We start from the raw sequence: 12,294 nt of genomic DNA on the forward strand, positions 1-12,294 counted from the left end.
ACCACCTCACCAAACAACTCCTCAAACCCCACCCACTCCACACCCGACAAACCACAACCCACACCAAACCCATCAGCCGCCGCCGCCAAACCAGCAGACGCCAACCCCAACACACCACCAACCGGAAAACCCGGCCCACGCAACGCGAACTGATTCCACAGCCGCCATCCCCCGGTCGGCAGCATGACGTTCTCGGACATTCCGTGCCCCCTCACTCAGCCACAGGACCGCTGGCACACCACTCCAGGACCGCCCGCGCGCTGTGGTACTTGTTCTCGGCCTGGGCGAAGGCGATGCTCGCGGGGCCGTCGAGCACCGCCGCGGTGACCTCCTCGCCCCGGTGCGCCGGCAGGTCGTGCATGAACACCGCGCCCGCACACGCGTTCATCACGGCCTCGTTGATCTGGAACGGGGCGAACACCTCACGCCAGTCGGGCGTCGGTTTCGTCGTTCCCGTGGTCTGCCAACGGGTTGTGTAGACAACGTCGACCGGTGGCAGGTCGGCCATGTCGTGCCGCTGCTCGACGATCGCGCCACCGCGTTTGGCGGACACCTCGGCCCGGTCGAGGAAACTCCGCTCGACGCCGTACCCGGGCGGAGTACGCAGATACAGCTCGGTGTCGGCGTAGCGGGACATCGCGAGCGTCAGCGCGGACGCGGTGTTGTTTCCCTCGCCCACGTACAGCACCCGCACTCCCTCGATTCGGCCGAAGTGCCGGGTGATCGTGGTGAGATCGGTGAGTGCCTGGGTCGGGTGCTCAGCCGCACTCATCGCGTTGATCACGGACATGCGGCGCTGGCCGGCATACGCGCGCAACTCCGCTTCGGGCCCGGCGGTACGAGCGACCAGCACGTCGATCATGCCGGACAGCACCGCCGCGGTGTCCTCGACAGATTCGCCGGTGTTCTCCTGCAGGTCACCGGGACCGAACGCGATCAGCTTGGCCCCCAGACGCAGCGCACCGGCCGAGAACGCGGTTCGGGTACGAGTGGACGTCTTACGGAACAGCACGCCGACGATCGCCTCGGACAGTGACCGGGCGTCTTCGGCCTGACCGGCCGAGAACTCGGTGCCGCGCCGCACGATCCAGCGCAGGTCTTCGTCGGTGAGGTCGTCGATCGAGATCAGGTGGCGCCGCTCGGGCATGTCGGGCTCCTTAACGCCGGCAAGACGTCTGCGGGAACTGCCGTGGACCAGAGCGTGCGCGCTGCGCGGGCGGCGGAACAGGGAAAGAGCCGCAGGCCGAGATGTGCGCTTTCGTCTCTGGGTGCGGCCCTCTGGCGCCAAGCACACTCAGGACAGCCCGGAGCGCCGATCACACAGGAGGCATCATGACCGACGAGGACGTCTACCGCGTCGTGCGCAACGACGAGGAGCAGTACTCGATCTGGTGGGCGGACCGGGACCTGCCGCCCGGGTGGACCGCTGAGGGGACGTCCGGCTCGAAGCAGGAGTGCCTGGACCACATCGGTCAGATATGGACGGACATGCGGCCGCGGAGCCTGCGGGAGCGGATGGCCCGTGCCTGACCCCTCGTGGGAGGTCCGGCACACCGAAGGCGCACAGTCCCTCGGTCACGGCGGACCTCCACTGGGACTGGCAGAACCGTTGGCGAGTGGCTCGCGTCGGCCTCGGGGAAGCCCAAGTCGTCCTTCACACGCGACACAAAACCTTCGACCGCCCCGAAGTTGTGCTCCCATGGTGGGCCCGTTGAGCACGGCCGCATGCAGGAAAGCCCGCCGGCTCTGGGTGTTCCAGAGCCGGCGGGCCGCGTGATCACTGAGCAGGGACCGGCAATGGCATACCGGGCACGCTCTGGTCCTGCGGGACGACGCCGTCCACCAGGTAGGCGTTCACGATCTTGTCCACGTTCGCGTTGCCGAAGGAATAGACGCCGTGGTCACCCTCATCGGTGACGGTCAGCATCCGGGAGTTCTCGAACCTGGCGTGCGCCTCGCGCGCGCCTTCGATCGGCGTGGCCGGGTCGTGCGCCGACTGGACCATCAGCACCGGCGGGACACCCTTTCCGTCCATTGTGGGCAGTGGACGGAACTTCTTGTTCTTCCAGAACACACAAGCCTGGTGGTCGATCCAGAAAGCGTCCAGAGTCAGGCCACGGTCGAGGAACTCCTGCGACTCGCGGATCACCGACCGGCGGTCGCCGGACCACGGGCCGTCGTTGCACGTGACGGCAGTCAGCACGGCCACCAGCGAATCCTCGGCCTCAGCGCGCACCCGGGACAGCGCGGCCTTGACCACCCCGAGGTCGTCAGCCGTGCCGGTCTCGACCAACCTCTTGACTTCCGACAGAGTGGCGGCCATTTCCGGAAACAGCACCTTGTGATACAACATGCTCATCACGGTGCCGTCCAGTTCGATCGGGCCGAATCTCGCACCGCCGATGTCAAGCGGTTCGCGGCTGAGCGAGGCCCGGACGCTCTCGTAGGTCCGCCGGGCCTGCTCGGCGGTGCCGCCGAAGTGGTATTTGGCCTCGTAGCGCGCGATCCAGGGCAGGAAGTCCTGTCGCCAGCGGCGCTCGAAGCCCATGGGCTGCAAGTCGCGCATCTTCTCCCACGGGGCAGTGAAATCGACGTTCGAGTCGAGGACGAACCGGCCGGTGCGCTGCGGGAACTGCTGCGCATAGTGCGCGCCCAGCCAGGCGCCCGCGGAGTAGCCGACATAGTTGACCTTGTGCCGGCCGAGCAGCACCCGCAGCAGGTCCATGTCCCTGATCGTCTGGTAGGTGTCGATCAGCCCGGCCAGGTCACCCGACGTCCGCTGACAGGCCTTCGCGAAGTCCGCCAGGGTGTCCAGGATCTCGTCCAGGTTGCGCGGATCGCGGTCACGCGGGTCCCGATCGCTGAAAGTGGCGCCACCGCAGGAGATGTTCGTGCTCTTGCCCGTGCCACGCGGGTCTATCCCGATGACCTCCTGGTGCTCGCGCAGCTTGGTCTGGCCCTGGAACAGCGCCGGGAGCGAACGGCCTTCCCCGCCGGGACCGCCAGGGTTGGTGAGCACGGAAGCCGTTGTCCTGGCGGTGGATTTGAGCCTGCTGACCGCGATGGTCAGGTCCTTGCGTTCGTGCGGCCGGTCCCAGTCGCGGGGCGTGCTGAATGTGGCGCACTCCAGTTCCCCGGTGCCCGGCGGCCGCGGTGCCGGCAGTTCGTTGTCGGCGCAGAGATGCCAAGCCAGAGCCTGCCCGGTGTAGCGGGCCGGAATGTTCGTGGTGTTCACGGCAGGATCGGCTGACGCCGTGGTCAATCCGGCGAGCAGGCCACCGGCGACGGCCGGGATCACGATGGCGGAACATCGTCCTCTCATGTACTCCCCTTCTTCGAATTCCCCTGTGGAAACCCGGGAACGACGAGGTGGCTACCACGCTAGGGTGTCAAGGGGCTGCTCGCGTCGTCGCCGAGGACCAGATCGGCGCCGTGCCTGGGTCCTACGCGGGGATGACGGACGTGCGGGGCAGGTCCGCGCGGACTGTCCAGCCTGGACCGTCGCCGGGACCGGCCCGCAGGCTGCCGCCGAGCAACGCCACCCGCTCGCGCATTCCCACGATCCCCAGCCCGGTACCGCCGCCCGGCCGGTGTCCTGGGACCGGGCCGCTGTCGCTGACCTGCACCGACACGGACTCCGGGCCGTGTTTCACCCACACCCGGGTCGGGCTCGCACCGGCATGTCGCAGCACGTTGGTCAGCGCCTCAGTGAGAATCCGTTGCGCGAACAGTTCCGCCTCCCCCACAACCGAAGCCGGGCTGCCGACCAGTTCGGTGTCGACCGGCAGTCCGGCGCCCCGGACCGGTGCGAGCAGACGCTCCAGCCCGTCGTCGTCCAGCGTGACGGCGTGCGGATCCGGGGTCAGGCCTGTCAGATCAGGCAGTGTGCACGCGACCCGGCGGCCGGAGTCGACGATGTGCGCCAGCGCCTCGGCGCGGCCGGCCGGATCTGGGGCCATCCGGGCGGCACCTGCCTGCACGGCGACTGCCGAGACGTGATGGGCGACGACATCGTGCAGTTCCCGGGCCACCCGCAGCCGTTCCTGGGCGACGATCTCACGCTCCCCTGCCTCGGCACACTCTCGCCGAGCGCGCTCGACCTGCAGCCGGTGCCGCCTTACCAGCATTCCGGCCAGCCATAGTGGCACGACGACGACGTAGGACAGGATCACTAGCGAGGTTGCCGACTCGCCAAACGGCGGTCCGAGCAGCATCATCTGCGTGCTCAGCACCATCGGCGTGGTCACGGCGACGACCGCGGCGGACCAGCCAGCCCTGGCGTGTGACGCCGCACCCCAGATCAGCAGCGGCCATCCGGCCGTGGCCACGAGATTCGTGGCGTCCAACGAATCGGCGAACAGCGCGAAGATTGCCCAGATCATCAGCGCCGGCAGCGGTGCTGTCCGCCACCATGCGACAGCGGCGAACTGTACGGACACCACCGGCAGCGCAAGCGGGGAGCTCAGCGGCAAATCGATCAGGACCAGCAGTTGGTCGACAACCGGCACGTCGGTCCGGGCGGCCGGTATCGTGGCCAGCAGGAGGGCCGCGGCCACGATGGCGGCCAACGCGATCATGCCAGGACGGTCCGGGATCGGCAGCCCCCGGCGGCCGGGTGACGCCGGTTCCGGTTGGCCCGCATCGGAATCCGCGCGCAGCACACCGAGAACACGGCGCATCGCGGCCAGCACCGATCGTGCCTCCGCGCTCAGCCGCCGCAGGTCGGCGTCCGTGGTCATCGGCCGCTCGCAATGCCGAACCAGCCGGCGCAGCCCGGCGAGTACCCCGCTGCCGATCTCCTCGGCGATACGCGCTCGCTCGATCACCAGCGCCTCAGCCTTCCGCAACCAGTCTTGTGCGCGCCGCTCACTCTCCACACGCTCGGTCGCCGACCGCGTGAAACGACCAGCGAGCGCACCGATAAGCCCAAACACGGCGATGGTGAGTCCCAACGCGAGGGCCGTCCAGGTACGGACCAAAAAGGTGCCGGGCGTCATCGGGATGACCGCTACCCCCGCGACCACCGCCACCAGCACAGGCCCTGCCAGCCAGCCGATCGCTCGGCCCGGAGCCCGCGCGACGGAGAACGCCAGCACTCCCCACGTGTATGCCGGAAGAGCACCAATTGCGGCACACTGTGCCACCGCGATCGGCGCCAGTGCCACGTATGCCCGTCTCGGCCACCGACGTCGCAACAGCACCGTTCCGGCCTGCGCTGTCAGGGTCAGTCCACCTGCGATGACCGCGGCCGGGCCGTCGAGCAATCCCGGCAGCCCCGGCACGACCGGGTCGATCGCCGTGACCACTTCGGTCAACCCGAGCAGCAGCACCAACGCGGCCAGAGCCACGTCCACGGCCCGCGACCCTGGCAGCTCAACCACTGTCGCCCAGCAGGCCGTTCTCGTAGGCGAAGATCACCAGCTGGACGCGGTCACGCAGGTCCAGCTTGGCCAGCAGTCGCGAGACGTGTGTCTTCACGGTCGTCTCACTCAGGACGAGCCAGTCGGCGATCTCCGCGTTCGACATCCCGGTCGACACCAGGCCGAGAACTTCGCGCTCCCGCCCGGTGAGCGTGCCGACCGGCCCGGCATCCGGTTCCGGAGCAGCCGGCACGAACGACCCGACCAGCCGCCGGGTCACCGACGGCGCGAACAACGCGTGCCCTGCGTGCACCGTGCGGACGGCCACCTGCAGGTCCTCCGGCTCGACATCTTTGAGCACGAACCCGGACGCCCCTGCCCGCAACGCGTCATAGACGTGCCGGTCCAGGTCGAACGTGGTGACCACGAGCACCCGGACCGCCGGGTCGCCGAGTGCGCGAATCAGCCGAGTGCCCTCAATGCCATCCGTACCAGGCATCCGGACGTCCATCAGCACGACGTCCGGGCGTAACTGCTCTGCTAACTCCGCAGCGCGGGCGCCGTCCCCAGCTTCCCCGACAACGTCGATGTCAGGCGCGGCACCAAGCACAGTACGCAGCCCGGCACGCACCACAGCCTGATCGTCCGCCACGACCACCCGCACGGTTCGCTCCCCTATGCCTGCCATATGGGGCCATCCTGGCACGCCCGCTGGATGTCAGGGGACGCTGAAAGCAGTCCGCAGGCGGCAGCTCGTCGGCGGGTGCCGCGGCTGCACGGAGGGTCGTCGAAAGTTTCGACCAGAAGCCTTGTCATTTCGATCGATGGGCCACCTTCGCGCGTCACGGTCGACGATTCGAGGCGGCAGGGTGCGACCGAGTCAGTGATGCCCATGCCACATGCCCTTCGACAACAACGCAGGTCGGCACGCATGTCGGCAGTTGACCCTGGACGCGGTCCTGGCGATTCCCCGTTGACTGGGGCGACAGGACTGGCTACATTGGTTCGAAACTTGAGGTGTGCAGTCCGAAAGTTTGAGCGTCAGTGGTGACGTTGTGGAGGTGAGGCATCCAGGGTGAGCAGATGTCCCTGCCTAGCCACCCGCTACCGCCACGACCTGCGATTCGTTGATCACACATATGTGCGAGCGGGCGCAATTCACTTCGGTCGTCGGTGGTCACTTTCCGCGCATTCAGCCGCGTAGCCGAATTCGCGGATGCGCACGTATCGGCCGGGCAGTTGCCTCTTCAAGGTTCGTGAGCGATCTGGCAACCGCACCAAGCGGCGACGGCCACCGTTCCCCATGCTCTGTTTGACGCGAATACTTTTTGCAGCCACAAAATGTTAGCGCTAACACGACATCAGGCAGGCGGTACGACCGCACGCCCACCTCACTCGACCAGAGCAACGCACCCTGCTGATCAGAGCCCCGCTGCCGTCGCGACCAACCCGGGAGCGCGGGGCTCGGGCCACCTGTCATGCACCTCGGGCCTCGTGCGGCCCTGACACTGAAGGAGAATCACCATGAGTTCGATGGGCCAAGCCCCGCCGACCGTGCCACCCCGGGCGGCACCCCACCGCACGGGTCGCGGCCGTTGGGGGCGCGCGCTGAGCACCCTGCTTGCGACGGCCCTCGCGGCCGCTGCGGCGGTCGCGCTCAACACCGGAGTGGCGTCGGCGGCGACCGTCGATACGAGTGCGTGGTATGTGCTGATCAACCGCAACAGCGGCAAAGCGTTAGACGTTTCCGGCGTTTCCACCGCCGACGGCGCGGTGATCCACCAGTGGTCTCGCCACGACGGAGCCAACCAGCAGTGGCAGTTCGTGGACTCCGGCGGCGGCTACTACCGGCTGAAGTCGAAGAACTCCGGCAAGGTCCTCGACATCGACAACTGGTCAACCGCTGACGGCGGGAAAGTCCTGCAGTGGACAGACCTCAACGGAACCAACCAGCAATTCCGCCTCGCCGACTCCGACAGCGGCTACATCAGGCTGATCAACCGCAACAGCGGCAAAGCCGTAGAGGTGACAGGTGCGTCGACCGCAGACGGAGCAGCCGTCGTCCAGTACAGCGACTGGAACGGGTCCAACCAGCAATGGCAACTCATCCGCGTGGACGACACCCCGCCCGGCACGTGCTCGCTTCCGTCGACGTACCGCTGGACATCGACGGGACCGCTGGCGCAACCGAAGTCGGGCTGGGTCTCACTCAAGGACTTCACTTACGTCCCCTACAACGGCAAGCACCTGGTCTACGCGACGACGCACGACAGGGGAACGACCTGGGGCTCGATGAACTTCAGCACCTTCACGAACTGGTCCGACATGGCCTCGGCCAGCCAGAACGGGATGAACTCCGGCACCGTCGCACCCACACTGCTCTACTTCGCCCCGAAGAACATCTGGGTACTCGCCTACCAGTGGGGTGGGCCCGCGTTCAGCTACAAGACGTCGAGCGACCCCACCAACCCGAACGGGTGGTCGGCGCCGCAGACGCTCTTCACCGGGAGCATCTCCGGCTCCGGCACCGGACCCATCGACCAGACACTCATCGCCGACGGCACGAACATGTACCTGTTCTTCGCCGGTGACAACGGCAAGATCTACCGCGCCAGCATGCCCCTCGGGAACTTCCCGGGCAGCTTCGGCTCGTCCTACACGACGATCATGAGCGACACGACGAACAACCTGTTCGAAGCGGTCGAGGTCTACAAGGTCCAGGGCCAGAACCAGTACCTGATGATCGTCGAGGCGATCGGGAGCAACGGGCGCTACTTCCGCTCGTTCACGTCCAACAGCCTGAGCGGTTCGTGGACACCGCAGGCCGCCACCGAGAGCAACCCCTTCGCCGGCAAGGCCAACAGCGGCGCCACCTGGACCAACGACATCAGCCACGGCGACCTGATCCGCAGCAACCCCGACCAGACCAAGACCATCGATCCCTGCAACCTGCAGCTCCTCTACCAGGGACGTGACCCCAGGTCCGGCGGCGAGTACGGCCTCCTGCCCTACCGGCCGGGACTGCTGACACTGCAACGCTGATCGCGAGACGCAGGTCCACGCCAAGCCGGGTCGCCATCCTCATCCCTCGCTGAATGAGGGCGCCGACCCGGCTTTCCACCGTTCCGACCGTCACGATTTGGCCGGCCCCCACGGGCAAGGATCACCGGCCAGGTCCGATACGAACCAGCAGATCGTTTTGCACCAACGGTCGGGTTCGGTGACCCGGGCACGCGAGGCCCGCGCGCCCGGGTTCGAAGCGCTGGCCGGTGGCGACGAGCCCAAGGTCGTCGAGGCGGCAGAAGGTTGTCACCTGACTTGGCTCAAATTAGTGCGCACCGCGGTCGTGGATGCGGGTGAGGGCATCGCGGAGGTCGTCGGGTAGCGGGTCGACGGCGGTGAGGGTGTGCTCGCCGGCCTGGATGTTGATGGTGCGGTAGCGGCGGGTGGTGCGCACGAACTTCTTGATCGACCAGCCGGTGGTCTGCTCGATCCACCTGCTGACGGCCAGGGCGGCGAACACGACCGTCAGGTGCGCGTCGATCGACTCGCGCTTGTGGTGGTAGATCGGCCGCGCACGTAGGTCGTGTTTAGACATTCGGAACGACTTCTCGATGTGGCAGTCGGTGGTAGGCGTCGATCACGAACTCGGCGGTGACGTCCGGGAGGTTGGTGACGTAGCCTTTGAGGCCGGCAAGGGCGCGTGCCTTGGCTTCCAGGGTCCGGTTGACACTCTTGGTGGCGCCGGTGAGCTGGATGAACCGGTTGCGTTTGACCGCGGTCTTGCCGGCGACGGCCTGCTCGGCCTTGGCGACCTGTTCGTCGATGCCGTGCAGGGTGCGCCGAGCCCGGTCCGCCCGGTACTGGTAGTAGATGATCTGGTCGCGGCGCTGGTCCTTGGGGCCGGCAGGCCAGGGCTGGGTGAAGATGTGCCCGTCGGGGATCTGCTCATCCGGGTGCTCGTGGCGCCACGCCTGGACCACGTACGGCACGTCGGGTATCCGCGCGCCGAGGATGAACGACAACCCCGCGGCCTCGATGGCCTGTTGGTTGGCCGCAGAGATCATGCCAGCGTCGGCCACGACCGTGACATCAGCCAGCTGGTGGGCATCCATGAACGCACGGATGGTCGGCAGCATCGTAGTGGTCTCGCCCCGGTTGCCCTCGAACGCGTTAACCATCAACGGAAACCCGCTTGCGTCGGTGAGCAGCCCGATCGTGATCTGCGGCTCCAGGCGGCGTTCTTTGGAGAACCCGGGCTCACGGAACCCGTCCCCGGCATCGGTCTCGAAGTACAAGGTGGACACATCGTAGAGAACCAGTGACGCCGGCCCCAGATCAGCGGTGCGGGCGCACGCCGCGGCCAACTTCTGCCGCCAGGACTCTTTCGCGAACGCGGGCAGACGCCGCTTGAGGGTCGCGTACGCCGGCGGGTCGAAACCTGCCTCCTCGACCACCCGCAGACTGTCCAGCTTGCTGGTCGGCTCGACGATCCGTGCCAGCACCAGTAATCGGAACACCTCGTCACCACCAGCGGCCTCCTCGAACCCCAACAGCTGGTAGGCGTGGCCGAGCGCGTCCCACAGGTACCCCATCCGCGACGACGTGATCGCAAGCGGCCCACCACCAGCACCACTGCCGGCCTGCAACGCCGCGAAGTCCGGGCCAAAGTCGAGCTCGGGCTGCCCCACAGCCAGACGCTGCCTCGCCACCGCCTTGAGCGCCTCCAACGCCGCATCGTCATGCGCCGAGCCGATGTGCTCGATGTCCCGCGACCCGCGACGCGAGGAGTGCACGATCTGCACCGCCCTGGCCCCCGACGCCGTCTTCACCGTGCGCACATACGCCACGAGAGACAGCCTAGAACCGGCCGCTTAGTGCGCAGATTTTCGCCGTTCACACGACGAAACCGCAGCTCAACAGCCAGCACCCTACCCAAGATCAGCGATCTTGAGCCAAAGTCAGGTAAGGTGACGGAATGGTCATGCGGGTGGCGGTTCCCGTGCTGCCGTGCCGAGATGTGCAGGCAGCGCGGTCGTACTTCACGGACGCGCTCGGATTCGACACCATATTCACCTGGGAGACCCCACCTAGCTACGCGGCCGTGATCCGCGACACCGCCGAGTTCCACCTGTACGCCGAAAGCAGCGTCGGCCCGGCCAGGGTGACGGTTGTCGTCGACGACGTCGATTCCTGCCACGACGAGCTGCGCGCCCGCGGCGCCGACATCGTCGAGCCACTGGCTGACCGGCCCTACGGGATGCGCGACTTCAACGTACGGACACCCGATGGGCACTTGTTGATCTTTAGCCAGCCGCTTACCGAGTACGGGTGACCATCAGCGGACCAGCCGGAAGAATGACCGGACCTCGTCGACGAACAACGCCGGCTGCTCGAACGCCGCGAAGTGGCCGCCCTTGCCGGGCTCGTTCCAGTACCGGATGTTCGGGAACCGGCGCTCCGCCCACCGCCGAGACGGGCGCTGCAGCTCCTTGGGGAAGACCGAACAGCCGGTGGGTACGGTCACCGGCGCGCCGGCCGACCCGGAGATCCATTCGTTGACCTGCCGGAGGCTTTCCCAGTACAGCCGGGCGGATGAGGCACCGGTGCCGGGCAGCCAGTAGAGCATCAGGTTGTCGAGCAGCTCATCCCGGGTAATAACCCGATGCAGGTCGCCACCGGAGTCGGTCCACGACCAGAACTTCTCGACGATCCAGGCGCAGAGGGCGGCCGGCGAGTCGACCAGCCCGTAGCCGACCGTCTGCGGCCGGGTCGACTGCTGCGCCGAGTATCCGGAGCCCCATTCGTCCGCCTCCCGCAGTGTCGCGAGCGCCGCCCGCTCGGCACCGGTGAGGTCGTCCAACGTGGCCGGATCGGGCGGTGCGAGCGGCGGCATGAGATGGATGCCGGCGACCCGATCGGGTTGCCGTTGACCGATGCTCGTGGCGATGCTGGTGCCCCAGTCGCTGCCCTGGGCGCCGAACCGCCGGTAGCCGAGCGGGCCATCAGCTCGCACCACGCGTCGGATATCCGCTCGATCCCCCACCCCGGCGCGGCCGGCTTGTCGCTGAAGCCGCAACCGGGAAGCGATGGGCAGACCCCTAGAACCGGCCGCTCAGTGCGCAGATTTTCGCCGTTCACACGACGAAACCGCAGCTCAACAGCCAGCACCCTACCCAAGATCAGCGATCTTGAGCCAAGTCATAGGGCGACGAGCTCAAGGTCGTCGAGGCGGCAGAAGGTTGTCAGATCGGGGTGGGCGAACACATCTGAGCGCTCGCCGACGGCGGCGTCGGGCACGTGGAGGTCTTTCAGGATGAGCGGGTAGGAGCCTCTCCCCCTAGATGACTGATTCCGTGAAGATCACGTGAAGTGAGGCCGGGACGCGGACATGAGAGGAGGGTGTTCAAGATCAATGTGTGACGAAAGAACTGAACACCCTCCTGACCGCACTCTACGTGCTGGTCAACGATCACGTGGTACCACCCCGCACCGGACGCGGCCGTCGGCCGTTGCTGTCCGACAGCGAGCTGATCACCCTGGCCGTGGCTCAGGTACTGCTGCGGTACCCCAGCGAGCGGCGCTGGATCCGGCATATCCGCTCCAGCGCCGAGTGGCAGGTCATGTTCCCGTACCTGCCGCAGCAGTCCGGCTACCACAAGCGGCTCAAGAACGTCCATCCGTTGCTGTGCACAGCGATTCTTGTCCTGGCGGCGTGCTGCCCGTCCTGGTTCGACGATGTGTGGATCGCCGACGCCACCCCTGTCCCGTGCGGCATGTCGCGCGAGACGGTGAAACGCTCGGACCTGGCCGGCTGGGCGAACTACGGCTACTGCGCCGCGCATTCCCGGTTCTACTGGGGCCTGAAGCTCTACCTGGTCTGCACGGGCGACGGGATGCCGATCATGTGGTGCCTGGCCAACCCGAAGCTCGG

At 67.0% G+C, this 12,294-nt stretch carries 10 protein-coding genes and 1 pseudogene; 4 read left to right on the plus strand and 7 right to left on the minus strand.

The features are described 5' to 3' along the window. Together GC106_RS47345 and GC106_RS46635 are read right to left on the minus strand one after the other, a co-directional pair. Nucleotides 1-200, minus strand: a 200-nt coding sequence (locus GC106_RS47345; RefSeq protein WP_217281856.1) for a hypothetical protein, incomplete at its 3' end; no start/stop codon positions are given. Between the two features lie 11 nt (nucleotides 201-211). After that, nucleotides 212-1,147, minus strand: coding sequence for an ornithine carbamoyltransferase (locus GC106_RS46635; protein WP_173142630.1), 936 nt, complete (start codon nucleotides 1,145-1,147; stop codon nucleotides 212-214). A gap of 185 nt (nucleotides 1,148-1,332) precedes the next feature. On the opposite strand from GC106_RS46635, the gene GC106_RS46640 reads away from it, so the two are divergent. Continuing rightward, a complete protein-coding gene (locus tag GC106_RS46640; protein ID WP_173142631.1) occupies nucleotides 1,333-1,530 on the plus strand; it encodes an MbtH family protein in 198 nt (65 codons plus the stop codon). A gap of 247 nt (nucleotides 1,531-1,777) precedes the next feature. Here GC106_RS46640 and GC106_RS46645 read toward each other — a convergent pair whose 3' ends face one another. The 3 genes from GC106_RS46645 to GC106_RS46655 all read right to left on the minus strand — a co-directional run bounded on the left by GC106_RS46645 (nucleotide 1,778) and on the right by GC106_RS46655 (nucleotide 6,048). Next, the gene (locus GC106_RS46645) at nucleotides 1,778-3,322 is read right to left on the minus strand and encodes an alpha/beta hydrolase (protein WP_173142632.1); all 1,545 of its coding nucleotides are present in this window, start codon (nucleotides 3,320-3,322) and stop codon (nucleotides 1,778-1,780) included. A gap of 121 nt (nucleotides 3,323-3,443) precedes the next feature. Further along, the gene (locus GC106_RS49650) at nucleotides 3,444-5,354 is read right to left on the minus strand and encodes a sensor histidine kinase (protein ID WP_173142633.1); all 1,911 of its coding nucleotides are present in this window, start codon (nucleotides 5,352-5,354) and stop codon (nucleotides 3,444-3,446) included. A 19-nt stretch (nucleotides 5,355-5,373) separates the two neighbouring features. After that, nucleotides 5,374-6,048, minus strand: a complete 675-nt coding sequence (locus tag GC106_RS46655; RefSeq protein WP_173142634.1) for a response regulator — start codon at nucleotides 6,046-6,048, stop codon at nucleotides 5,374-5,376. 836 nt (nucleotides 6,049-6,884) lie between these two features. On the opposite strand from GC106_RS46655, the gene GC106_RS46660 reads away from it, so the two are divergent. Then, nucleotides 6,885-8,402 (plus strand): non-reducing end alpha-L-arabinofuranosidase family hydrolase, encoded by a 1,518-nt coding sequence (locus GC106_RS46660; RefSeq protein WP_173142635.1) that lies wholly within the window; start codon nucleotides 6,885-6,887, stop codon nucleotides 8,400-8,402. Between the two features lie 286 nt (nucleotides 8,403-8,688). Here GC106_RS46660 and GC106_RS46665 read toward each other — a convergent pair. Continuing rightward, nucleotides 8,689-10,210 (minus strand): annotated as a pseudogene (locus GC106_RS46665) (IS1634 family transposase). A gap of 134 nt (nucleotides 10,211-10,344) precedes the next feature. Between GC106_RS46665 and GC106_RS46670 the strand changes: the two are divergent. Further along, nucleotides 10,345-10,695 carry a DUF8817 family protein gene (locus GC106_RS46670; protein WP_246368383.1) on the plus strand — a complete coding sequence of 117 codons (351 nt, stop codon included), beginning with the start codon at nucleotides 10,345-10,347 and terminating at the stop codon, nucleotides 10,693-10,695. Nucleotides 10,696-10,698: 3 nt separating this feature from the next. Here GC106_RS46670 and GC106_RS46675 read toward each other — a convergent pair whose 3' ends face one another. Next, entirely contained in the window at nucleotides 10,699-11,376 is a 678-nt protein-coding gene (locus GC106_RS46675) for an alpha/beta fold hydrolase (RefSeq protein WP_312873454.1), read from the minus strand. Between the two features lie 403 nt (nucleotides 11,377-11,779). Here GC106_RS46675 and GC106_RS48620 point away from each other — a divergent pair. Further along, the coding region (locus GC106_RS48620) for a transposase family protein (protein WP_512698693.1) at nucleotides 11,780-12,294 on the plus strand (515 nt) is incomplete at its 3' end.

This window comes from Kibdelosporangium persicum, from assembly GCF_013280595.1.
Lineage (GTDB): Bacteria > Actinomycetota > Actinomycetes > Mycobacteriales > Pseudonocardiaceae > Kibdelosporangium > Kibdelosporangium persicum.